This is a genomic window from Flavobacterium sp. UBA4197 (genome assembly GCF_002379575.1).
In the GTDB taxonomy this organism is placed as follows: domain Bacteria; phylum Bacteroidota; class Bacteroidia; order Flavobacteriales; family Flavobacteriaceae; genus Flavobacterium; species Flavobacterium inviolabile.
Genome location: NZ_DFUB01000033.1, coordinates 258522 through 285486 on the forward strand (window position 1 = coordinate 258522; position 26965 = coordinate 285486).

The 26965-nt window shown below is 42.5% G+C and carries 13 protein-coding genes and 1 pseudogene; 10 read left to right on the forward strand and 4 right to left on the reverse strand.

The window, feature by feature from the left end; genetic code table 11:
• Positions 1-62 precede the first annotated feature (62 nt).
• Together B3394_RS17920 and B3394_RS17925 are read left to right on the forward strand one after the other, a co-directional pair.
• Entirely contained in the window at positions 63-2267 is a 2205-nt protein-coding gene (locus B3394_RS17920) for a heavy metal translocating P-type ATPase (protein WP_286928281.1), read from the forward strand.
• A 31-nt stretch (positions 2268-2298) separates the two neighbouring features.
• Positions 2299-2511 carry a heavy-metal-associated domain-containing protein gene (locus tag B3394_RS17925; protein WP_177734222.1) on the forward strand — a complete coding sequence of 71 codons (213 nt, stop codon included), beginning with the start codon at positions 2299-2301 and terminating at the stop codon, positions 2509-2511.
• 29 nt (positions 2512-2540) lie between these two features.
• Here the strand turns inward: B3394_RS17925 and B3394_RS17930 are convergent, their stop codons facing one another.
• From B3394_RS17930 to B3394_RS17945, 4 genes are all read right to left on the reverse strand, one after another.
• Positions 2541-3560, reverse strand: a complete 1020-nt coding sequence (locus tag B3394_RS17930) for a M28 family metallopeptidase (RefSeq protein WP_286928287.1) — start codon at positions 3558-3560, stop codon at positions 2541-2543.
• Positions 3561-3681: 121 nt separating this feature from the next.
• Positions 3682-4344, reverse strand: a complete 663-nt coding sequence (locus tag B3394_RS17935; RefSeq protein WP_286928293.1) for a thiamine diphosphokinase — start codon at positions 4342-4344, stop codon at positions 3682-3684.
• 81 nt (positions 4345-4425) lie between these two features.
• Positions 4426-5250, reverse strand: coding sequence for a DUF4249 domain-containing protein (locus tag B3394_RS17940; RefSeq protein WP_286928304.1), 825 nt, complete (start codon positions 5248-5250; stop codon positions 4426-4428).
• A 34-nt stretch (positions 5251-5284) separates the two neighbouring features.
• Positions 5285-7654: a TonB-dependent receptor gene (locus tag B3394_RS17945; RefSeq protein WP_286928309.1), complete on the reverse strand. Its 2370-nt coding sequence runs from the start codon at positions 7652-7654 to the stop codon at positions 5285-5287.
• A 178-nt stretch (positions 7655-7832) separates the two neighbouring features.
• Between B3394_RS17945 and B3394_RS17950 the strand changes: the two genes are divergently transcribed.
• The 8 genes and pseudogenes from B3394_RS17950 to B3394_RS17985 form a co-directional block, all read left to right on the forward strand.
• Positions 7833-8837 carry a sensor histidine kinase gene (locus B3394_RS17950; protein ID WP_177734229.1) on the forward strand — a complete coding sequence of 335 codons (1005 nt, stop codon included), beginning with the start codon at positions 7833-7835 and terminating at the stop codon, positions 8835-8837.
• Positions 8813-9505: a LytR/AlgR family response regulator transcription factor gene (locus B3394_RS17955; RefSeq protein WP_286928311.1), complete on the forward strand. Its 693-nt coding sequence runs from the start codon at positions 8813-8815 to the stop codon at positions 9503-9505. Before B3394_RS17950 ends, B3394_RS17955 begins: the two co-directional genes overlap by 25 nt.
• A gap of 329 nt (positions 9506-9834) precedes the next feature.
• Positions 9835-11337, forward strand: a complete 1503-nt coding sequence (locus B3394_RS17960) for a helix-turn-helix domain-containing protein (RefSeq protein WP_286928323.1) — start codon at positions 9835-9837, stop codon at positions 11335-11337.
• A 7-nt stretch (positions 11338-11344) separates the two neighbouring features.
• Positions 11345-12490, forward strand: a complete 1146-nt coding sequence (locus tag B3394_RS17965) for a tetratricopeptide repeat protein (RefSeq protein WP_273244950.1) — start codon at positions 11345-11347, stop codon at positions 12488-12490.
• A gap of 272 nt (positions 12491-12762) precedes the next feature.
• Positions 12763-20514: a choice-of-anchor J domain-containing protein gene (locus B3394_RS17970; protein WP_286928328.1), complete on the forward strand. Its 7752-nt coding sequence runs from the start codon at positions 12763-12765 to the stop codon at positions 20512-20514.
• A gap of 70 nt (positions 20515-20584) precedes the next feature.
• On the forward strand, positions 20585-21520 hold the full coding sequence (locus tag B3394_RS17975; RefSeq protein WP_177734234.1) for a PorP/SprF family type IX secretion system membrane protein: 936 nt from the start codon (positions 20585-20587) through the stop codon (positions 21518-21520).
• 15 nt (positions 21521-21535) lie between these two features.
• Positions 21536-23404, forward strand: a complete 1869-nt coding sequence (locus B3394_RS17980; protein ID WP_286928338.1) for an OmpA family protein — start codon at positions 21536-21538, stop codon at positions 23402-23404.
• 182 nt (positions 23405-23586) lie between these two features.
• Positions 23587-26965: pseudogene (locus B3394_RS17985) on the forward strand (hypothetical protein); the annotation flags it as partial.

The following is a 26965-nucleotide window of genomic DNA, read 5'->3' on the forward strand; positions in this document are numbered from 1 at the left end:
ATTCCACAACACTTTCCATAGCGTTATGATCGAACTTTGTACTATCAAAACGAGATACTATTATGGAAGCCACTATCAAAAATTTTCCGGTAACCGGAATGACTTGTGCTTCTTGCGCAGTGAGCGTAGAAAGCATGCTGAAACACCAGAAAGGTGTTGTCGATGCGGCCGTTAATTATGCGAATGCCTCAGCAAAAGTTGCCTATAATCCGGGAGAAGCTTCCCTGGAAGAATTCAAAAATGCCATTCAGTCCATTGGTTACGATATGATCATCGAAGAAGATGTGAATGTGAATGAAGTTATAGCAGCACAAAATAAAAATCATTACGAAAAGCTAAAAAGTAAAACAATTGGAGCTTCAATCCTGACCCTGCCGGTATTTATCATCGGTATGTTTTTTATGGATATGCCATACGGCAACCTGATCATGTGGTTTTTTGCCACTCCGGTTTTGTTTTGGTATGGAAAAGATTTTTTCAGCAATGCCTGGAAACAGCTACAGCACAAATCGGCTAATATGGATACGCTGGTGGCGTTAAGCACCGGAATTGCCTATCTGTTCAGTGTTTTTAATACTCTTTTTGCCGATTTCTGGCACAGCAGGGGCGTCCATGCCCATGTGTATTTTGAAGCGGCAACAGTGGTGATTACGTTTATCCTTTTAGGGAAACTATTGGAAGAAAAGGCAAAAGGCAATACGGCTTCGGCCATAAAAAAACTAATGGGATTGCAGCCCAAATCGGTTACGCTGGTTAAAGACAACGGTGACTATATGGAAGCACCGATAGAATCCATTGTATTTGGCGATTTGATACTGGTAAAACCGGGCGATAAAATTGCGGTTGACGGGGAAGTGGTTTCCGGTAGTTCCTTTGTGGATGAAAGCATGATTTCGGGCGAGCCGGTTCCGGTGGAAAAAGAAAAAGGTGCCAGGGTATTTGCAGGGACACTCAACCAGAAAGGAAGCCTGCAGTTCAGAGCCGAAAAAGTGGGTGGTGAAACGCTGCTGGCACACATTATCAAAATGGTTCAGAATGCACAGGGCAGTAAAGCTCCGGTTCAGAAACTGGTCGATAAAATTGCCGGGATATTCGTACCGATAGTATTGGGAATTGCCGTAGTGACCCTGATTGTCTGGATACTTCTGGGTGGCGAAAACGGCTTTACACAGGGATTAATGGCAATGGTTACCGTACTGGTTATTGCCTGTCCGTGTGCATTAGGTCTGGCCACGCCAACAGCGATTATGGTTGGTGTAGGAAAAGGTGCCGAGCAGGGAATCTTAATTAAAGATGCGGAAAGTTTAGAGCTGGCACAAAAAGTAGATACGATCATCCTGGATAAAACCGGGACAATCACCGAAGGGAAACCAAAAGTAACCGGGATACAGTGGCTTGCAGGCGACAGTTCGAAAGCCGCTATTTTAAAAACAATCGAAGCACAGTCGGAACATCCGTTAGCACAGGCCGTTGTGGATGCGTTTGAAGGGCTGAATACCGTTGCGATAAACGAATTTGAAAGCATTACCGGATTTGGAGTCCGCGCTAATGTGGACCACGAAATTTACTTTATCGGTAACCAGAGATTAATGGAGCAGAAAGGGATTGTGATTTCGGAAGAATTAAAACAGTTTGCCGCCGGTTATTATGCAAAAGCCGCTACGGTTTTATTTTTCGGTTCGCTTGAAAAAGTACTGGCGGTTATTGCCGTTCAGGATGCGATCAAACCAACTTCGGTACAGGCCATTCAGGAATTACAGGATAGCGGTATTGAAGTAATCATGCTCACAGGCGATAATGAAGCTACAGCAGCTGCGGTTGTCGGACAGCTAAACATTAAACAGTTTAAAGCAGGTGTATTGCCGCAGGATAAATCGGCCTATGTGAAACAGCTGCAGGAACAGGGAAAAGTGGTCGCGATGGTTGGTGATGGTATTAACGACAGTGCGGCTTTGGCACAGGCAAATGTGAGTATTGCCATGGGTAAAGGTTCCGATATTGCGATGGACGTAGCCCACATGACGATTATTGCGTCCGATTTAAAAAAGATACCGGTTGCGATCCAGCTGTCAAAACAAACCGTGAAAACGATCAAACAAAATTTATTCTGGGCATTTATTTACAACATTATCGGTATTCCGATTGCCGCCGGAATATTATACCCGATAAACGGATTTTTACTGAATCCGATGATCGCCGGAGCCGCTATGGCCATGAGCTCCGTGAGTGTGGTGAGCAACAGCTTACTGCTGAAATTTAAAAAGTAAAAACAAGATTAATCATAAAACAAATATCAAAATGGAAACGATGAAATTCAAAACCAATATCAACTGTTCCGGATGTGTTCAGAAAGTAACCCCGGTATTAGACCCGTTAGTAGGTGAGAACAACTGGAAAGTGGAAACGGAAAACCCTAAGAAAATATTAACCGTTACCAGCGATGTTCCGGAAAGCACGCTGATGGAACAGGTGAAAAGTGCCGGATTTAACATTGAAAAATATACCGAATAAAAAAAGCCTCAGTACTGAGGCTTTTTTTATTATTCTCCGTTTTTGTCTACAACCGGACGGTTTGGACGGTTTGCCAGTTCCCAGGCGGTGGCAAAAGCCAGTCTGGCTCTTTTTTCCAGTAAATCATATTCGATTTTATCCGGTGTATCGCCCGGCTGGTGGTAATCTTCATGCACTCCGTTGAAGAAGAAAATCGCCGGAATTCCGTGTTTTGCAAAGTTATAGTGATCGGAACGATAGTAGATTTTCTCCGGATCGTTGCGGTCGTTGTATTTATAGTCTAATAAAAGGTTGACATATTTTTTATTGGCTTCTTCGTTGATATTGTGCAAATCGGTACTCAAACGATCCGATCCGATAACATACACATAATTACCATTGTCTTTATGTGCCGGATCACGTCGGCCGATCATGTCGATATTGATATCGGCAATAGTATTTTTTAAAGGGAACAAAGGATGTTCGGAATAATATCTTGAACCGTGTAAACCGTGTTCTTCACCGGTTACGTGTAAAAACAGTATCGAACGTTTTGGTCCGTGTCCGGCTTTTTTAGCATCCATAAACGCCTGAGCGATTTCTAACAGCGCAACAGTTCCGGAACCGTCATCATCTGCACCGTTATAGATCTCACCGTTTTTCATGCCCACATGGTCATAATGTGCCGAAATGACCAATACCTCATCCGGTTTTTCCGAACCTTCAATGTACGCCCAGATGTTTTCGGAATCGTTCAGCTTCGGACTGAAAGCACGAACCATAAATTCTGAGGGTACTTTCTGGTAAAAACTATCGGCTCCTTTCGGATAGGAGATTCCCATTTTTTTATATTCCGAAATAATATATTCTCCGGCTTTCTTCTGTCCCGGTTCTCCCGTATTTCTTCCTTCCATTTCATCGGAAGCAACGATATACAGGTGCTTTTTTAATTCTTCTTGATTGATTGTGCCAATGTATTTGGAAACATAATCTTTAGAAGATCCTTTTTGGGAAGAACAACTTCCCATAAATAAGGACAGTGCCAAACTGCAAAGAATTATTTTTTTCATGCTGTTATGATTGTGGTTTTAAATATGAGTAGTCTAAAATAACTTTTTGTTTCATTATTTTCCGCGTTTTTTTCTACTTTTTTAAAAAGGATGTTAAAAAACGGTATTTTCAAAAAACAATTTAGTCAAAACATTCCATTAGCAGCAGGTCACCTTCCTGATGCTCAATCGTTACGATACCGTCCAGCACCACATGATTGCTGCTTCCGGTGCGGTAACCAATGGTCAGGCTATCGCCCTGCAATGGATAAAAAAGGTTTTTGGAATGGATACCGTTTACATTGCCGATAGGAATAAGGGAAATAATCGTATCGGCCGGGTACCATTTTTCAAATTTATTAGGTAACAGGAATATCTTTGAATGGTCATCGAGGATCACGATTTTTAACCGATTGCGGTACTGAACGATATTGGTAATATTCGTAATCGTGTGATCGGCTCTTTTGCCGGTTGCCCAAACGACGTTTACGGCAGGAATTTTTCGTTCGATAAGGTAATCGAAAGCCTTTTCCAGATCGGTTTTTTCCTGATCCGGCGTGTGGACAATCTCGATGGGATATTGAATCTGCTTATAGTATTCCGTATCAAAATCACGGTCAAAATCTCCCAGCAATACATCCACCTTAATACCCAGCTTTGCCACGCGCTCCATAGCCGAATCCAGAACAATCACCAAAGGTGACCATTCTAATAGCTGTCCCAGCAATTCTGCATCACAGGGTGCTCCGTTGGCAATTATTAAAGCGGGTTCCTGATCATCGCGGACAATATGGTGTGAAGACATTTTCTTTCTTTTGGATTCGTTCAAAAGTAAGGAATGATTTTAAAACAAAAAAGACAACTTTTAAAAGTTGTCTTTTCAGGTTTATTCTACCGTATAATCCAGTTCGGATACTTCCGAGAGGCTGAAATAGCCCAGCGGATAATTAGCCAGGTTGTTCTGGTTGATCACGTTTCCGCGAACGGTTGCCGGAGGTGTCTGAAACGGACCGCCGCCGCCGCCGTTGGCAACACTGATTAAAATGCTCATATAGTTGAAATACTGTTTTGAAATACCCATCAGGCGGATATTAACATTGTCATTCGCTGCCATATCTTCATGTATGTACAGGTCGAAAGTTCTGTTTCCCTGAACGAAACGGTCGTCGGAAACATCAAATTTTGCCAAAGTGCTGTTGCGTATATAACGGAATAAATAATAGTTGTCTTCATTTGCCGGATCATCGTAAAATGTTTTCAGCTCGATATCTTTCCCGGTAAAACCGCCATTGTTATTCTGTTCCACATATAAAATGTCGGGTACCCCTTTTAGCGTTTCGGTGGCTTTATAGGTCACGCCCTGGGAAACGATAGTCAGCGTATAGGTTTCGTTAATAACCGGCTGGAAGTTGTTACAGATGTATTCCCCGCTACCGCTCACGGTTTCGATAAAATCAAAAACAGTATTGGCACTGTTGGTAATATAAACCGTAGCCCCGGATACTTTCGGGATGGTATTGCTGTAATAATCGGTAGTAGTGGTCAGCGTGATTTTCTGAACGTCACCCGGAGTACCTTTAATCCAGTTAATGGCTGCATCTACCACCAGGCGCGGCGGTGCCGTATCCAGTTTTACATCCACGACATCTTCGCAGCTGCTGCTCAGTGCGCAGATAAAAAGTACCGATAAATATTTGAATATTGTTTTCATGATCTGATTCTTTTATAATGTCTTAATAATCAATTTAGAATTTAAAGTTGTACGTTACGGATGGCACCATTCCAAAAATGGATAGTCGTAAGGCTTCATTTCGTCCGGTATCTTCATTTTGACGGAAGGAAATGGAAGCGGCATTTTTACGGCTGTAAAGGTTGTAAATACTGAAAACCCATTCTCCCTGCCAGCCTTTTTTCTTATCCGGTTTTGGCACATAGGTAGCCGAAACATCCAGATGGTGGTACAACGGCAGACTGTTGTCGTTTCTTCCGCCATAGCTTGGCACAGAAATTCCCTGATATTGGTACTGACCGTTCGGGTAGGTTACCGGCTGTCCGGATTGTAACGCAAAGATTCCTCCAAAAGTCCATTTTTCATTATAGGCATAACTTCCCGTTACCGATAAATTATGGGTTTTGTCATAACCGGTACGGTACCAGTCACTGTTGTTGATCCCCAATTCGTCCGGTGTTCTTCCCGGTGTCTGCTGTTCTGATCGGGATAGGGTATAGGAAACCCATCCGGTTAATTTTCCGGTATTTTTGCGAAGCAGAACTTCTAAACCGTAAGCACGGGCACGTCCGGGTAAGATAACCTGCTCAATGGCATTATTCGCAATTAAGTCGGCACCGTCAATATAGTCCACACGGTTTTTGATTTTTTTATAGAACGTTTCTAATTCCAGGGAATATTTGTCGTCACTGAAATTTTTAAAGTACCCCACAGCAAACTGATCCAGAATTTGCGGTTTCAGGAAATTGTCACTTGGTGCCCAGACATCCAGTGGTGTTGGCGAAGCCGTATTGGAAATCAGGTGCAGGTACTGGCTCATACGGTTGTAACTCGCTTTTACCGACTGATCGTCGTTTAAAGCATAGGCAACCGATAAACGCGGTTCAAGATTGTTAAAGCTGGCAATGGTTTTATTGCTTCTGTAATATTCTGTTCCGATAGGCGTAGCTTTTTCATAGATTTTAATATCGTTGTTAAAAACTACAGCCTGGTCGTTTTGATATTTGTTAATGGTCTGTGCTCCCAATCTGTAAAACATGGAGTAACGCAAACCATAATTAATGGAAAGGTTTTCGGTTACTTTTTGTTCGGCATCGATATATAAGGAAGGCTCAAAAGCATATTTTTTATCCAATTGATCCGCATTGATACCGGAATTCGGTTTATTCGGTTTAATGGTTCCCGGATTAAAGTCATAATAAATGGTATTCAATCCGTAGCTTAACTGCATTTTATCGGAAACGTAGTGTTTCAGATCATATTTGAAATTGTAGTTCTTAATACCGGAATCCCAGTTAAAGCCTGCAAAATCAAGTGTTAAGCCATAATAATAGTCACTGTAAATCAGGGACATATTGGAGAATAACTTGTTTGAAAACAGGTGGTTCCATCTTAAATTCACAACGGTATTACCGTAGGTATTTTCAAAGCTGTCGTTCAGGCTGAACACATCACGGCCAAAATAGCCGGACAGGTAAAGGTTGTTGTTGTCGTTTAATTTGTAGCTCAGTTTGGTATTCAGATCATAAAAGTAAGCCGAGTTTTTGTTGTCGGTTAATTTCAGGAACAAATGTGCATACGAGCTTCTTCCGGCAACAAGGAAAGAACCTTTGTCTTTAGAAATAGGGCCTTCGGCAAGCAAACGGCTCGAAATCAGACCGATTCCGCCATTCATGTGAAACTCCTTACTGTTTCCTTCTTTCTGGTAAATGTCCAGTACGGAAGACAAACGGCCTCCGAAACGCGCCGGAATACCGCCTTTATACAGCTTTAAATCCTTTATCGCATCGGAGTTAAAAACGGAAAAGAATCCGAAAAGGTGGGAAGAATTGTAAATGGTAGCTTCATCCAGTAAAATCAGGTTCTGATCGGCAGCACCGCCACGAACGTTAAATCCGGACGCCCCTTCACCGGCATTGGTTACACCGGGCAGGGTTAGTATGGATTTCAATACGTCCGTTTCCCCTAAAACAACCGGCATTTTTTTGATCTCCTTGATCGTGAGTTTGTTCACGCTCATTTCCGGACGCCGGATATCGACTTTCTTCTTGTTTTCGGTAATCACGACTTCCTGCAGATCCTGTGAATTTTCGCCCAGTGAAAAGTTTTTCCGGGTGTTCTGATTCAGGTCTATTGTCTGTTCGATACTCTGGTAGCCGATGTAATTAATCTGAACGTTGTAGGTCCCTTTGGGAACGGTAATGGAATAAAATCCATATTCGTTTGTAGTTGTACCGGTTTGCAGGCTTTTGATGTAGATAGTAACACCAATAAGTGTTTCGTTGTTCCTGGTATCCGAAATGGTACCGCTTAAGGTCACTTTCTCCTGAGAAAACAGATAACTCGTGGAGAGTAGCAGTAGGCTGATAATAATTTTAATGTTCATTTTTTGTAACTTTCGTTTTTTGATAGTGTTGATGATTAAAACTTTTGCAAAGATATTCTGTGAAGGAAAAATTAAGTTAAAATTTATTTAAAATATTGATTTATTATACAAATGGCGTTGGTATAAAAAACAACCTCTAATTTGCTGAAAGCATTTTGATTACTTTAAATTTGCCCTCATGAGACCACGCCTTACTTATGAGAACTTCTGGGTTCGAAATACCACTTTTTACCTACTGCTTTTTTTCCTTTTTTTCTTTAACGAATACGTCGAAAAGAAACCGGAAAAGACTTCAGAAAGAATTCTGGTCGAACTAATCGTAATATTATCAGCCATTTATTCGGCTGTGCTCTTTAGTAACGTAATTCTTGTAAGAAAATTTCTTTTGGAGAAAAAATATTTTACTTTTTTTAGGTTTTTCCTTGCTTTCTGGTGCTTTTACATTATTGTTCAGGTAACTTTTATGCGGTATATGGGGGAGTTTACCTCTCTTTTTAATGAGATATTGGGAACACTTTTTATGGTTTTTATCGGTTCCGGTATTTATTTTATCCATTTATGGGTCATACAAAATGTTTTCAGGACACAGAAAAAGCTTTTAAACTCACAGGCAGAGCTCACTTTTTTAAAGCAGCAGCTCAACCCGCACTTTTTACTCAATGCAATGAACAACCTGTATGGCGACGCACTGGCCGAACCGGAAACGGTTGCTGATAAAATTCTGAAACTTTCCGGCTTGCTGCGCTACCAGATTGAAGCCACCAAAAAAGAATATGTTTCCCTGACGGAAGAAATTGATTTTGTAAACAAATACATTGGTTATCACCAGTATAAAAGCCACAATTTAAAAGTAACACAGGAGTGGCAAGGGAGCTATGAGGATTTTTATATCCTGCCGCTGGTTTTCATGACGCTGATTGAAAATGCGGTTAAGTTTTCACTGGAATGCGAAAGCCCTTATGTGGATATAAACTGGAGCTTTAAGGACGACCACCTTATTTTTACCATTGAGAACAATTGTTTGAAAGAAGGTTCGTTTTTAGAGAGTACCGGCCTCGGACTGGAAAACCTGAGAAGGAGGCTGATCGTATCGTTCGTGAAGCATAAAATTACTATTGATAAGGATATTAGCGGAATTTTTAAATTAGAATTACAATTATGGAAGCTAAATATAAATGCTTAGTTGTTGATGACGAAAAGCCAGCTCACAAAGTCATCAGGTCGCATATTTCGCATTGTAAGGAACTGGAATATTGCGATAGTGCCTATAATGGAAATGAGGCAATGAATTTCATCAGGAAGCAGGAGTACGATATCATCTTTTTGGATATCAACATGCCTTTGGTGAGTGGTATCGAGCTGATGGAAACAATGCCGCAGCGGCCGGTTACGATTGTTACCACTGCCTATTCCGATTTTGCCCTGAAATCGTACCAGCATGATGCTGTGGATTACCTGCTAAAACCAATTTCGCTGTCGCTTTTTATGAAAGCAGTAGCAAAAGCCAAATTGTTTTGTGAAGCCCGGAACAGTAAAAACACCATTAAAAGCAACATACAGCTAAAGGTAAACGGGGAAATGATGGACGTGCTTTTAGACGATATTGTCTGTATTGAAAGTGTGGGCAATTACCTCAAAATATACCTTCAATCCGGTGTGATTCCGGTGGTGGTTTACGGCAGTCTGATCGAAATCAAAGAAAATCTGGATGAGAATTTTATCCAGGTACACCGTTCACACATTGTAAACAGAAGCCACATGCACGGCAATACCAAACACAACCTGACCTTAACCGATGACAGAATAGTACCCATCGGGAGAAAATACCAGATTCTGATTGACAATGCTTAACATTGTTGTCCGGTTTCCTTTCAGCAAACAGCCGTATGGCTGTTTTTTTTATTAAGAATAGGTTTACACTGCTTAAAAACATCCTTTTCTGCCTGTTTTTTGTGTTACATTTTTGTGATATTTTACCATTAAGTTTTAAAAAAACAATATCTGCGTTATATTGTTTTAACCGTCAAAGCCTATTGCCATTGTTCACATAATCGGTACATTTGTAACTCATGTATAATAAGGGAAAAGAGCAAATGAAGTATAGCAATGTTCAATTTTATTATGTAATGCTACTCATTTTTACATTAGGATTACCATACCATTCTATTGTAGCACAAACTATGTCTAAACAGGAACTTTTGTTTAGAGAATCGGAAGAGTTGATCTATTCAAAACCCAACGAGGCTTTGAAAGTGGGACTGCACCTGCTCAAGCGGGTAACGTCCAGTAAAGAAAAGGCTAAAGTCAACTTCTTACTGGCAAGGATTTATGAAGTGAAAGGCGATTATAACAATGCGCTGACCTATTTGTTTGAAGCAGACAGGAATCCTTTTGACCTGGATAACAGGGATATGATTGAGGTTCCGGTAACCAAATCGATAATTTTAAGAGCGTTATATTTTGACGACCAATCCAAAAAATACTTTGATGTAGCCGAAAAACAGGCTTTAAAGATCAGTGACCGGAACGATAAAGCCTATGCAAAATCCTTACTGACGCTGGATAAATCCCTGATGTACCTGGATCGGGAAAAATATGAAGAAGCGGCACAGTTTATTGAAAAGCAGGGTGCTTCTTTTGAAAATACCATACGGGAATTTCCAACGATGTACCTGTGGTTTATGATCACCAAAGGAAGAGCATACTGCGGCTTAAATGATTACGAAAAAGGCCGTTTTTACTTTGAGAAAGTACTTGATTTATTAAAGAAGACAAGTATCAAAAACAATTATGCCGAAGTATATGCTTTAAGCGGAATTGCCTCTGTTTATTTTCATCAGAAAGACCACCAGAAAGCCCTTAAAGCCCTTTTGAGTGCCGGGCAGAAAGCCCAGCCGTTTGAAAATGTATACCTAACGGAAAGCATCAACAAACAGATAGCGATTAATTACCTGGCGCTGAATGATAAAACGAATTATAAGTTTTACAATACCAATTTTCTGAAAGCCAATGCCGAAGTGGAAACGATAGAACAGGAATCGGTAAATACGGCTTATAACCTGATCACACAGGATTATGAAAACATTTATAAGGTTAAGAAACAATGGTATAGCACGGTATTCTATATTGCGTTGGGACTGACATTTGTGGTCATACTCGTTTGCGGTTTGTTCTGGTTTAAATTTCAATGGAAAAAGAAAAGACTGAAAGAAATTATCAACTACCTGGAAATTACCCGTAATAACCTGATTATCCGCTTTACTGAAAAGAAAGAGGTCAAAGAAGTCAGTAAAAAGAGCAATATTCCGCTGGAAACGGAACAGGCTTTGCTAAACAAGCTAAAGCGCTTTGAAAGTTCAACGAAGTTTACCAACAACGATATGTCGCTGGCCGTACTGGCAGGACAGTTTGAAACCAATACAAAATACTTATCGGAAATAATCAACAAGCACTATGATGTAAATTTCAATACGTATATCAACAAACTGCGGATCAACTATATCGTGGAAAAACTAAAATCCGACCCCAATTTCAGAAACTATAAGATCAGTTACCTGGCGGAAAACAGTGGCTTTTCGTCCCATAGCAGCTTTGCTACCGTATTTAAATCGATAACCGGAATTGCACCGATAACGTTCATTGAGCTTTTAAAAAGCGAAATGGAAGTTAGTAATTCACAATAGTACCGCTATGAAACGAAACAGTACTTTACTTGCCGTATTCTTTCTTTTGATTGGTGTAGGTTTATCTGCCCAGTCGGGTAAAAACTTTGACAGCCTGATCCGGGCAAGCAGCCTGGAAATATACGGCAATCCGGATAAGGCAATCGCAGCCGGAAAAGAGGTTGTGAGCAAAGCCGGGAATGATATCAATACCAAAATACGCGGTTATAAGCTCATTTCCGATGCTTATTCCTCCAAACGGGATTATGAAAAGTCTTTGGAATATGTGATCAAAGCGAACCAGCTGTTGCCGCAATCCAGCGACAAGCTGCTTAAGATTCTGATTATCAATAAAGCCGGAATCCAGTACCACCAGCTAAAAATTTACGATAAAGCCATCCAGTATCTGGATCAGGCAGAACAGTTAAGCTTCGAATATCCGGTGCGCGATTCGGTCAGGATCAATCTCGGGATTAATTATATTGTGAGAGGGTTTATCTATAAAGAAAAACTAAACTGTGATATCGCGATAACCTTTTTTGACAAAGGTATTCACGAGATCCTGCAAGGCACTGACCAGATGGGCGGCGCCAGTAAAATCAGTATTGCCAAATACAACAAAGGTAATTGCTATATACTCATGTCCGATAACGAAGCAGCAATAAAGAGCTTTGAAGAATCGAGTGCTTTGGCAAAACAGGTAGATGCCTACAGCCTTCAGGGATTTGCTTTAAAAGGGCTGGCACAGGTGTACACACTGGAAGGTAAATATCAGGAAGCTATTGCAACACTGGAACAGGCACTCAAAATTTCGGGCAATGTGGAAGACCTGGTACTGAATCAGGAAATATACAAAGGTTTGTCTGAAAACTACCTCGCCGTTAACGAATGGAGTACCTATAAAAACTACCGTTCAAAATATCTGCAGGTGCAAACCAAGGTGAAAGAAAGAGAAAGAAAGTCTATAAGTGATTCGTTAAATGAGATTGAGAAAGAGGAAAAAATTAAGCTTAAAAATGCTATTCCCAAATTTATCTACGGTTTTATTTGCCTTTTTGTTATTGCTGTTCTGGCTGTAATTGGCTTCATTATTGCCGCGAAAAAATCCAAAACAAGTATCGATAGACTTAATAATGTAATCAAAAGCTTACAAAATGAAAAACCTTTAAACTAATGTAAATAAAAAGTTAATTTTTTATTTAAGTAATTGTTTTTTAGGTGTTTAAAGTTGTTTTTCAGCTTTAAAAATTCAGTAAACCACAAAGCCTTATCCTATTATAGTAGCATTAGTGTAATTATTTTTATTGCAAAACTATTAACTAACAAGTAATGAAAATGCAAAAAAAATTACAATTAACTACTTTAGGTTTTTTGTGGATTGGCTTTCTTGATTTCTTATCAGGATTTCATGAATGCTTATTGCACAAAAAAATAAAAGGGAAGATTTTGACTTTTCTTCTTTTTTTATTTTCTGTTTCAGGTTACAGTCAGCTGAGCACTGAAAATTTTGAAGGAGGAATTCCGGCTACCTGGAAAAAATTCCAAACGCCGGGCCCGACACTTCTTTGGGACATTTCTAATGATGGTTACCTGGGAGGTAATGCTGCTTATATTAATCCGGCTTCCGTGAACATCGGAGCGGGTAATACGGCAGAATACTTTTTAGTTACACCATCGGTAACACCCATACCAAACGGAGAAATCCGGTTTTTTACCAAACAGGGGAGTGCCACCAATAACGGTACGATTTACCAGCTAAGGCTTTCTACTGCCACACAGCCGGATATCAACGGATTTACCGTGGTATTAAAATCCTGGACGGAAGCCGAACTGAATTCGGGTTCACCAACTGCTTATGAGGAAAAGGTGGTTCCGATTCCGGCCGATCTGCCGTCGAATCTTAATTTTTATGTTGCATTTGTTGCCGTTAATACCCAAACAGGCGCTGCTCCTTCGGGCGATTCCTGGTTTGTAGACAATGTAAGGGTTGTGGAATCTTGTTTAAAAGTAACACAGCCTAATTTTACCGTTAGCAACATTACGGCTAACAGTGCGAATTTATCATGGACACATCCGTCGGCTACTTCTTTTGAAGTTCAGGTAGTACCGCAGGGTACGGCTCCGGCAGCAAACGGAACGGTTGTTGCCAATTCCTATCCGGCCGGTTCACTGGCTGCCAATACGTTTTATGATGTGTATATCAAAACACTATGCGGTGGTTCCGTTCCTACGAGTGAATGGGCAGGACCATTTCCTTTTAAAACATCGATTTTAGGATTATCCTGTTCAACGCCAATCGTTATTCCGGATGTGACAACACAGCCGTTTACGCTATCGACCAATCTGAACTTGTATGAAAACGCGGCAGTAACCTATCCGAACCAGGGAACAGGATGTTTATCCCCGGCAGTAACCGGGAATTACCTGGCAGGTGCCAAAGCGTTTTTAACCTATACACCCACAGCAAACGGGCTGATCACGATAACACAGACCACGCTGGGCGGAACAGGGTGTTACAATAACTCAACAGGAGTTTTTGTTTACGACAGCTGTGCCAATGTTGGTGTTTCCTGTATTGCAGGTGTGAGCACCTCAGCGGCAAACGTTCCAAAGCGAATCCAGAACTTATTTGTTCAGGCAGGCCACACGTATGTAATTGTGGTATCGTCTAATTTACTGGCTACGGCAAGTATCTGTTTTACACTAAAAGTGGAAGGTGGTAATTGTGCGCCGCCGGCAAACTATACCTACAAGGATTTGTTGCAAAACAGTGTATCGTTTTCCTGGGATAACGTTGGTGGTTTTGCCACTGCCTGGGAATACAAAGCAGTACCAACCGGATCGGGCGCTCCTGCTGGAGCCGGTACGCCAACAACGACAAATCTTAACAATGTGATCAATACCGGATTGGCTCCGGGTACTTCGTATGACCTGTATGTAAGATCGGTTTGTAATAATATTCCGGGAAGCTGGGGATTGCCTTATAAATTTACAACCCAGTGTCCGGTATTTTCAACACCATATTCCACGCAGTTCACAGGAGCATCGGCTACTGTGCCTACACCTTGCTGGACGGCAGTTGACGTTAACGGCGACGGACAGACATGGTCTTATCTGGGCGGTTATGCCACGATGCAGACCAGTACATACCAGAACTATAACAACGATATGTTTGCATCGCCTCAGGTAAATCTGAGCGGAGTGCCAAAAAGACTGCGTTACAAACATCAGGTTGTTGGCGGGGTATCCAGTTATGCTATTCGTATTTCCACAACGGGAATAGGGGCACAGAACTTTACGATTGAGCTGGCTCCGGATACACAGATTACCAATACAACCTGGCAGGAAAAAATCATCAATATTCCGACTTCGATTACAGGACCGGTTAATATTGCTTTTGTTGTTAGCCCGGCAACCGGCCATACGGCAACAAGAATTTCTATTGATGATGTTTTTATTGAAGACAAACCGGTATGTCCGGATCCGTTGAGCCCTACCGCTCAGAATATCACGGAAAACCAGGCGTTATTATCCTGGACAAACGGAGATACCGAAACACAGTGGCAGGTATCGGTTCAGCCATACGGAACTGGAGTTCCTACAGGTTCAGGAGTACTTGTTAACTCGAATCCTTATCTGGCAACCTTGTTAAATCCGGCTACACATTATGAATATTATGTGAGAGCCTACTGTTCGGCTACACAAACCAGTAACTGGATCGGGCCGTTCGATTTTACAACTGCCTGTATCACTTTCCCGACACCGTTCTCGGAAAGTTTTAACGATACGGATCCTACCACTAAAAAATTCTGCTGGTCTACCAATAATGCCAACAATGATGGCGCACAATGGACAATAGGCACAACAGAAGCAAGAATACAAAGAGGTTTTATGGGACCAAGCTCTTTTAATGACTGGTTGATTACTCCGGCAATTAATGTGTCCGGAAACAAAAAACTTTCGTTTAAATACAGAGCTTTGGCTACGCCATTCACGATAAATCCAAGACACGGTATCGAAGTATTGATTTCTACTACCGATACGAACCCGTCAAGCTTTACCGTTATCTCGCCTTTAATGGAATTTACCAATACGGTATACCAGGAAAAATCCCTGTATTTCACGGCTAACGGACCGGTATATATCGCTTTCCGCGTACCGCCGGAATTAAGTTCACCGGCTACAGCTTCTACATTAAATCTTGATGATGTAGTAATTGAAGATGCTCCGGCATGTCCGAATCCGTCTAACTTAACAGCGGCTGATATTACAGAGGATTCTGCTGCCTTATCATGGGTTCCGGGTTATGCCGAATCTGCCTGGGAAGTAAAAATCCAGATCGCCGGTACAACTAATGCGACCGTTACACCGGTGAGCAGCAGTACGTATACACCAAATACCCTATTGCCGAATACGATCTATGAATATTACGTGAGAGCTTCCTGCGGCAGCGGTGTTTACAGTGACTGGATAGGGCCATTTACTTTCAGAACTTTATGTAACCCTATTAATGCGCCATTTACAGAAACGTTCAACAGTAATTCTCAAACAGAAGATTGCTGGAGAATTGTGAACAACAACAACGATTCTAACAAATGGAACATGAATGTAACGGTTAATCCGTATGAAGGAGACCAGATGGCCGGTATGTTTACCGGAAGCAACGGTCAGAATGAAGACTGGCTGATCTCGCCAACGATTAACGTGGCAGCCAATCAAAGATTACGTTATTACTACCGTGTAAACGACAGCTTCTTTACCGAAGACTTAAAAGTACGTTTATCGACTAACGGTATCGCACTGGATCAGTTTACGACTATTTTATACGATTCTGCTACAGATCCTGTATTGATCAACAATGTGGAATACAAGGAAAAAATAATTAACCTTCCGGCAGGAATTACCGGGAATATTAATATTGCGTTCCATGTACCGTTTTATCAAAGTACCGGTCCTTACAGAGGGCAGTTATTGTTTATCGACAATGTGGTAATTGAAGATATTCCGGCTTGTCCACAGCCATCCAATTTAGTGGCGCAAAACGTAACCGATACGGAAGCGCAAATTTCATGGGATGCAAACGGAACTACAGCTCCGTGGGAAATATCGGTACAGCCTTATGGAACTCCGGCTCCGGTGGGGAACACTTTACCGCAATACCTGCATACGGCAGGAACCAACCCGTATACAATTACCAATTTAACACCGGCATTAAAATACCAGTACTATGTGAGAGCACTTTGTAGTGGTTCACAGCAAAGCGAATGGGTTGGACCGTTTGAGTTCACGACCAAATGTAGTTTCGAAAACCTGTGTGAATATACTATTGTTTTATCCAGTGGTAATTCCTTTGGCGTGGGTGGCGGAATCAATGTAATGCAAAACGGAATGTTGGTGCAAACGCTGGAATTCCCTACAGGACCTTTTAATACGGTACCACCACCGGCAGAATATACGCTACTGTTGTGTACCGGAGTGGAGTACTCTTTATTCTGGGACTCTATCGGAACCGCACCGGGACAATATCCTAATGCACAGGTTCAGGTTAAAGATGCTTCCGGAACGGTGGTTTGGGCAAGCCCGATGGGACTTGGAACACCAAGAACAACCTTATACACCGGACTTTCCATTTGCGGACCTGTTACCTGTCCGCAGCCGACAAACTTACAGGTAAATGCGCAATCAGAGTTTTCCTGGACAGCAGGCGGAACAGAAACACAATGGGAAGTATTTATACAACCGGTTGGCAACGGAACATTGCCGCAATCGGGAACTATTGTTAACACGACTTCTTATGTACCGCAACCGGCAGATTTCAACTCGCAGACCGCAACAACATTCGAATATTTTGTGCGTGCTATCTGTAGTGCAACGAACAAAAGCTACTGGTCCGGACCAAAAGTATTCATCAGAAATGATGAACCGTCAACGGCAATCAGAATCCCGGTTAACCCGAATGAAGAATGTAATACCTCAGCCAGCGATGTAACCTTTAACGGGGCTACGGCATCGGCAACACCAATGAGCTGTGGTGGTATCAATGGTGGTGATATCTGGTTTGAATTTGATGCCACATCAAAAGTTCATATTATCGAAGCAAACGGATTTACCGGTAACTTCTACCAATCATCCGGAGATGAGCCGTATCCGAACATGACGATGACGCTTTATAAAGTAGGCACAAACGGTGTACTGGAAGAAAAAGCATGCAGCAATAACAACGTAATTGTGGCAATGTATATGTCTGAATTAGTTGTTGGAGAAACCTATAAAGTACGCCTTACCCTGAACAGTACTATTCCAAGTACCCGAAAATTCAATGTGTGTGTTAAAACACCGGTGGATTTATGTGATATAAACGCGGTGAACCATGGTTTTGAATTCCCGCCTATGCAAACGGTTACCGGAGTTACGACCATCGGTACGCAATATGTTGTACCGGGATGGAGGGTTAATTTAGATACCTGGAGTGCCATTTTCTTTACAGAAGCATTAAATGCAATTAATTTAGGACCTTATTCCGGAGGACAATGTATCCAGATATTGAGTGATCCGGAAGAAGACTGGAATCCTAACGATCCAAACATCAAAGGAATATATAAAGAATTTGATACGTCCGAAATTACCCAGATGGATTATAGTTTTGCACATGCAGCCAGATCCAGCAACGGTAGTTCACTACAATTATTTGCAGGACCGCCGGCAGGACCATTCACGTTAGTACTGGAATCGGCTTCACCGGGGCCTATCTGGCACCTGAATACCGGATCATACGCAGTTCCGGCAGGTCAGAACGTTACCCGTTTTATTTTCAGATCCAAAGAAAATATAATCGGAAACCTTTTAGATGAGGCTAATTTTAAAGCGAATGTGGCTATTAAAACAGCGGCTCACACTTTAAACTGTAGTCAGAATACCACAACTGTTGAAGCAGAAGGTGTAGGGCAATGGGTAGCCGCTGCGAATAATCCGGCTACTACGGTTATTGCCACACCAAATAACAAAACAACAGCGATTTCCGGATTTACAACACCGGGTGTTTATACATTCTATTGGAGAACACGTTATTGTGAAAAATCGATCGCGATTACCTATGAAGGAATCAGCGATGCACCGGTAGTAACCACTCCGGTTGTTTATTGCCAGAATGCGACAGCGACAGCCTTAACCGCTACACCACCGGCAAACCATACCTTATTATGGTATACAGATGCTGTGGGCGGAACAGGAAATCCTGTTGCTCCGGTACCGGTTACAACTACTGTAGGAAATACTTCTTACTATGTGAGCCTTACCGATACTAACGGATGTGTAGGACCAAGAACAGAAATTGTTGTTCAGGTAAATGCTTTACCTGTTGCTACGATAACTGCTCCGGCTCCGGTTTGTTCCGGAACGACGGCTACCGTTACTTTTAACGGTACACCAAATGCGGTTATTACATATACTGTGGACGGTGGTGCGAACCAAACGGTAACGTTAGACACTAATGGTGTTGCTACCGTTACAACTCCTGCCTTAACAGTGAACAGTGTGTACACTTTGGTAAGTGTTACCGAAACCGGTACCAATGCCTGTATGCAAAACCTGACCGCTTCGGCAACAGTGAACGTATTGGCATTGCCAACCGCAGCAATATCGGGCAGTACAACGATCTGCTCCGGTGATACGGCTGCAATCACGATTACCGGTACGCCAAATGCCACAGTAACCTATACGGTAAATGGCGGTGCACAGCAAACTGTTGTTTTAGATGCAACCGGAACGGCTGTATTGAACACGGCTGCGATTACGGCAACCACTACTTTTGAATTGGTAGGGGCTACTTCTGCGGCTTCGTCCTGTACGGCAGCGGTAACCGGTTCGGCTGTGATTACAGTAGCTGCATTACCAACCGCTACGATTTCCGGAACGGCTACCATTTGCTCCGGAAGCACAACAACGATTACGTTTACCGGTACACCAAATGCTGTAGTGACCTACAACGTAAATGGCGGTGCCAACCAAACGATTGTATTGGATGCTGCCGGAAATGCGACTATTGTAACCGGAAATGCGGGTACCTATACTATTGTAAATGTAACGGCTTCCGGAGCATTAGCGTGCAGCCAGGCGGTATCAGACTCGGTTGTGATCACCGTGACACCGCTAACAGCACCAAATGTAACGTTCAGTTATGCAACAACCTGTGTAAATGCAACGGTAAATCCTTTACCGGTATTACCGGCAGGCTTTACAACCGGCGGAGTATTCAGCTCGGCGACGGTAACGGTTAATGCAGCTACAGGAGCTATTGATTTAGCAACGGCTACTGCCGGAACACACCAGGTGCAATATGTTGTAACTGCTGATCAGGCAAACTGTATTGGCGGCGACAGCTATACGGCAACGATAGTGTTAACCACAGGAGTAAACCCGGTAACGGCCTTTACGTATGACAATACTTATTGTGCCGGCAGTCCGAATGCTTTCCCTGTGACAGCATCAGGATTTACACAGGGAGGTACTTTCAGTGCCGGAACAGGTTTGACGATCAATGGTACTACAGGAGAAATCAATATTGCAGGAAGCACACCGGGAACCTATACCATTACCTATTTGGTACAGCAGGATGCGGCAACGTGTAATACGGGTGGATCGGATATTTTCACGATCACTATTTCCCAGTCTGTTGCAGTAGCAGTTGAAAGTGCCTGCGAATCGGAAACATTAGTATTGAAAGCGGTTCCGGTAAACGGTTCTTACAACCCTGATACGGTGAGTTATATCTGGAAAGATCAGAATAACATTACGGTAGGTACCAATGCCGAAACATTTAATGTAGATCAGTATCTGGCACAAAACCCGACAGCTGGTTTACCATTGAGCTTTAGTGTTACGGTACTTTCCGGAAACTGTAGCGGTTCGGCACCATTTACGGTAACCAATAATCCTTGTAAAATGATCCCTAAAGGTATTTCTCCAAACAATGACGGAGCAAACGATGCCTTTGATCTGACAGGATTAGGAGTGAGAGAACTTTCCATTTTCAACCGTTACGGTACAGAAGTGTATTCTTTCAAAGGAAACTATACCAACCAATGGAATGGTGTGTCCGGCAATGGAAACGAGTTACCAGACGGAACGTATTTCTATGCGATTCATAAAGAAAACGGAACAACTGTAACCGGTTGGGTATATATAAACAGAGAACACTAATCAATAAATTAAAATGCAGTCTGTTTGTTTTCAGGCAGACTGTATTTTTAAAAGTAATAAATAGCCGAATATGAAAAAACTATATTTTGCAGCTTTGCTAATAGTTATGGTTGCTTTAGAGGTCAAAGCACAGCAAGATCCGCATTATACACAATATATGTATAATATGAATGTCATGAATCCGGCTTATGCAGGATCCAAAGAGAGTTTATCCGGAGGATTATTATACAGACAGCAGTGGGTTGACATACAGGGAGCTCCTAAAACAGCGACCTTATCCCTGCACAGTCCGGTTGGAAAAAATGTTGGATTAGGGTTATCTGCCGTTTCCGATAAAATTGGTCCGGTGGAAGAAAATAATGTCTATGCCGATTTCTCCTATACGTTAAATTTAGGTGGCGAACACCGTTTGGCACTTGGACTTAAAGCCGGGGCGACATTCCAGAAAATCGGATTGTTCTCGGAAATAGGTAACGGATTTGTACCGCAGCCGGGTGATGTTGCCTTCCGGGAAGATACCAGCAATACCTATTTTAATGTGGGTACCGGGGTCTTTTATTATACGCAGCACTATTACCTGGCCTTTTCAGTACCCAGCATGTTGAAAAAAACACATCTGGATGTTACCCAAAACGGACAGGAATACAATTTCGGAAGCGAAACACAGCACTATTTCTTAACAGGGGGATATGTGTTTAACCTGACCGATAATATGAAATTTAAGCCCTCTTTTATGGTAAAGTCGGCATTTCAGGCACCAACCTCATTAGATTTGTCAGCAAATGTTTTATTTTTTGATAAGTTCGAACTGGGAGCAACGTACCGACTGGATGATTCCTTTGGCGGAATGGTGAATTATGCCATTACACCCAACATCAAAATCGGATACGCTTATGACCATATTGTTTCAGACTTAAAGGTAACAACGCCGGCTTCACATGAATTTATGTTGTTATTTGATTTGAACTTCCCGAAAAAAGTATCACTTTCACCAAGATATTTCTAAACCAAAGGATATAAAATGAAAAAACAGTATATAACATTAGGCTTAATGCTACTGCTAACAGCAGGTTACGGACAAAACAAAGCGACAGAAAAGGCAGACCAGCTTTTTGAAAGCTACCAGTATGTGGGGGCTATTGAGGAATATTTGAAATTAGCGGAAAGTAAAAATGCTAATGAATATGTCTATACTCAGCTGGCAGACAGTTACTACAATGTATTCAACATGAGCGAAGCGGCCAAATGGTATGCCAAAGCGACGGAAGGCAAAGCTGCGGCAGAAACCTACTACCGTTATGCACAAACGCTGAAAGCATTGGGGAAATACCAGGATGCCAATAAACAAATGGATGCTTTTGCCCGTTTGATGCCAAATGATGTCAGAGCAAAAGAACACAAAGCAAATCCCAATTATATTCCCAGCCTGACCAACCGTACAAAAATGTTTGATGTGGCGGCTACGAATATAAACAGTAAAGGACAAAGCGATTTTGGAGCGGTACTCACCAATGACAAAACACTTTATTTTACCAGTACCCGAAATACCGCTAAGAAAACGGATAAATGGGCGAATCAGCCGTACCTGGATATTTTTCAGGCAACCCGAAATGAAGACGGAACGTTTACAGAACCCAAACCGGTTGATGAGCTGAATACTCCTTTCCACGATGGTCCGGTAACCATTAGCAATGATGGTAAAACCATGTTTTTTGCCCGCGACGGTCATAGTGCCGGACAATATGAAAGAAGCAAGAACAGCAATACCAAAGTAGGGCAGCAGGGTTTGTATAAAGCCACAAAAACAGATGGAAAATGGGGACAGATTGAAGCCCTTCCGATAAACAGTACGGCCTATTCGATAACCAATCCGAGTTTGAGTAAAGACGGTAAGACCTTGTATTTTGCTTCCAATATGCCGGGTGGTTTAGGAGAATCGGATATCTGGAAAGTGTCGGTAGAACCAACAGGATATGGCAAGCCGCAAAACCTGGGCGCTGCGGTAAATACACCCGGAAAAGAGAACTTTCCGTTTATCACGGACGATAATATCTTATATTTTGCTTCTTCCGGAAAACAGGGATTTGGCGGATTGGATGTCTTTAAAATTGATTTAGGAACTTCCGAAACAGCCCAAAATGTTGGAAAACCGGTAAACAGTGAAAAAGATGATTTCTCTTTCAGCTTTAACAAAACCCTGAACATCGGTTACTTTTCTTCTAACCGTGACGGTTCGGATGCTATTTATATGGCTACACCGGTTTGTTCGGCAGAAGCGATTGCTTTGGTGACCAATAAAAAAACAGGAGCACTGTTAACCAATGCTTCGGTGGCTATACTGGATGCTAAAGGAAATATCATTGCAACCAAACAAACCAATGCCGAAGGAAAAGTAAGTTATAATGTGGACTGCGAAACGGCTTATGTGTTCCAGGCAACAGCCCCTAATTTTGAAGCCGGAACCTTCCCGGTTCAGAAAATAAAATCGGGTGAAATGATGGTCGAAACACCATTAGTACCGGTAGAAGTGATCATTACCGATAAGGAAGTATTGCTGAATCCGGTGTATTTCGATTTCAACAAAAGCAATATTACAGAGCAGGGGGCGAATGAGCTGAACAAACTGGTTAAGGTGATGAAAGATCATCCGGCAATGGTAATCATGGTAAAATCACATACCGATTCCAAAGGTAGTGCCGCTTACAACCTGAAATTGTCCGAACAAAGAGCACAGGCAACCGTACAATACCTGATCTCGAAAGGCATTGAAAAAGACCGTATTTCCGGAAAAGGATATGGAAGTTCGGAGCTTAAAATCAATTGTACGAACTGTACAGAAGAAGAACACTCTCAAAACAGACGTTCTGAATTTGTAATCATTAAAAAATAGATCTGAATCATCTCTTATTGAAAGTTGGGAATACAAAACAGTCTCATGGTTTTTTGGAAGTTAACAACAGATAGTTCGCGATTTTCATAAGAGATATTAGATCGGTTTCAATAAAAAAACAATAGCTAACCTTGATGCATACAGTTGGGGTTGGCTATTGTTCATCAATAAAAAACTGATAAATGAAGAAATTTCTATTAGCATTGTTAGCCGTAATTTTCTCAAATGTGGCGATTGCTCAAAACCAGCCTAACGATTGCGTCAATGCCATTACGGTTTGCGGTAATGGTACTTTTAGTTCCAATGCCAGCGGTATTGGAGCGGTCCAGGAAGTTTCCGGTTGTGGAGGAGCGGAACACAATTCGATTTGGTTAAAAATCAATGTGGTTCAGGCGGGAACATTGGGTTTTAACATTATACCTAATGATACCAATATTGTTGTGGATTACGATTTCTGGGTTTACGGGCCAAACAGAACCTGTTCGAGTCTGGGCAGCCCGATACGCTGTGCAACCACTAATCCGCAACTGGCAGGAATGACCAATAATCATACGGGAATGAACGGGGCAACAACCCTGACGCAAACAGGCCCGGGTGCTAATGGTAACGGTTATGTCCGCTGGTTAAATGTAACGCCGGGACAATCCTATTATATTGCAATTGACCGGCCGGAAGGCGATGGCGGATTTGACCTGGAATGGATCGGAACGGCGACTCAGAACGGAGGCGCTTTTGCACCGCCGCCGGTTGCCAATACTATTGCCGATTTAAAAGTGTGTAGTGCAACCCCGAATATCGGTCTTTTTGACCTGAATAGTGTAAGAAGCCAGATCAATCCGGATCTTGCCAATAACACGATAACTTTTCATACAACGCTTGCCAACGCAAACGATGGTATTGCACCATTGGCTAATATTATAGCCAATACAGTTAATCCCCAGATAATTTATGCGAGAGTAACGAATACTACTTCCGGATGCTACAGTATCACGGATTTTAAACTGATTGTTTATCCGGTTCCTACGGCTAATTTAAGTGTTACGCCAACGGCTATATGTGCCGGTGAAAATGCAACGGTTACTTTTACCGGAACTCCGGATGGAACTATTGAATATACGATTAACGGCGGTACAGTTCAGACAGCAGTTTTAAATGCTGCCGGAACATTTACGCTGACACAGGCACTAACAGCCGACACAACTTATACATTAAGTTATATTAAGATCATCGATAATAACGGAACGATGCTCTGCTCGCAGGCATTGAACGCTTCTGTAACCGTAACCGTTAGTCCGCTGCCGGTAGCAACGATATCCGGAACAGCCACTATATGTTCGGGCGACGCTGCAACAATTACCTTTAACGGAACACCTAACGCTACGGTTACTTATACTTTTAACGGAGGGGCAAACCAGCAAATTGTACTGGATGCTGCGGGAACCGCCACGCTTACCAGCGGAACGGCAGGAACCTACAACCTGGTTAGTGCTGCGACAACCGGAACACCGGCTTGCAGCCAGCCTCAAACGGGATCTGTGACCATTACAACCACGTCGCTGCCTACAGCTGTAATAACAGGAACAGCCTCGGTTTGTTCCGGTACCACGGCAACGATTACTTTTAGCGGAACGCCCGGCGCAACCGTTACCTATACTGTTGATGCTAACCCAAATGAGTTTATAACGTTAAACGGAACGGGAACAGCTACAGCAACAACACCAGTCTTAACGAATTCAAGTACATACACCCTGGTTGCTGTCGCTTCTGCCGGTACACCGTCCTGTAGCCAGCCGTTAACAGCTGCCCATACGGTAAACGTTATTCAGGCACCAGTTATCAATACGCCGGCAGCTTTTGAAGTGTGCAGCAACAACAGTACTAATGCGTTTGCAGTTTTTGACCTGACAACCAGGATCAATGAAATTACCGGCGGCAATCCGGCCTATACGGTAACTTTTCATGAAACGCAGGCCGATGCCAATGCGGGAACCAACCCAAAAGGACCTTTATATACCAACATTAACCCGGTGACTCAAACCTTGTATATCAGGGTTGTTAATGGCGGAGCCAATCAGTGTGCTTCCTTTACAACCTTATTGTTAAAGGTAATTGCACGTCCGGCACTCAATCCGGATGTGACAAACTATGAAGTATGCGAAACAAGTGTACCGGGCGATGGTTTTGAAATATTTGATCTGACGGTTAAAAACACCCAGTTAATCAACGGCCAGACCGGCGTTTCGGTGTCGTATTATATCAGCCAGGCAGATGCCCAGTCCGGAACGGCTCCGATTGTTCCGGCAACAGCGTTTACCAATACGGGGAACCCGCAGACCATCTGGTATCAGTTGAGAAATACAACCGGATGTATAAGCGTGGGCTCTTTCCAGTTAATTGTAAATCCGTCACCGGTCATTATGCCATTAAATCCAATGAATGCCTGTAGTAACGGAACAACTACTACGGCGGCATTTGACCTGGCGTTAAACAATCCGCTTGTAACGGGTGGTGTTGCCGGTTTGCAGGTGAGCTATCACTTAACGCAGGGAGATGCTAATACCGGACTGAATCCGTTACCGATACCGTATACCAGCGGACCGGCGACCATATTTGTTCGTGTTAAAAATCCGGTAACCGGATGTTTTGCAACCACCACCTTGGAACTGAATATCATTCAGGGACCGCTTGCAGTAACCCCGCAGCCTCTGGAATATTGCGATCCCAATAATGACGGATTCGGTCCGTTCGACTTAAACGGTGTTGCAGCAGTAATAGCCGGAGGAACTATTCCGCCCGGCGTTTCGGTGACCTTCCACGAAACACCGGAAGATGCGCAATTGGGACTGAATGCTCTTCAAAGCCCTTATACCAATATCAATCCGTGGACACAAACGCTTTATGTAAACGTTAGTTATACCTTAACCAGCTGTACCAATACGGTACAACTACAGTTAATCGTACATGAAACACCGGAAGCCGTGACACCAACACCGTTAGTGATTTGTGATGACAGTACAGCCGATGGTTTTGCCGCTTTTGACCTTACCGTTAAAGCATCCGAAATTTTAGGGACATTAAATCCGGCCAACCATACGCTTAGCTATCATGTGAACCTGAATGATGCACAGGCAGGAATCAATATAATCAATAACATATTCAGCTATACCAACATTACGAATCCACAGGTTATTTATGTTCGTGTCACGCATAACACAACCGGCTGTTTTGATGTTGTTGCATTCAAACTAATGGTTAACCCATTACCGGTTGTGCCAATGCCGGTGCCAGCTTACTCATTATGTGACTATACCGGACTACCGTTACACGAAGAATTCGATTTATCGACTAAGATTCCGGAAATCATCGGAACCACAACAGGATTGAATGTAACGTTCTATTTCAGCCAGGCAGATGCTCAGGCAGGAGTAGCCGGTACCGAATTGCCATTGTTGTATACCAATCAGGTACCTACAGTACAAACCATTTTTGTACGTGTAGAAAACACCACCACGCATTGCTTTAGCGTAACAGCTATGGACTTACGAGTAGAACCGCTTCCTG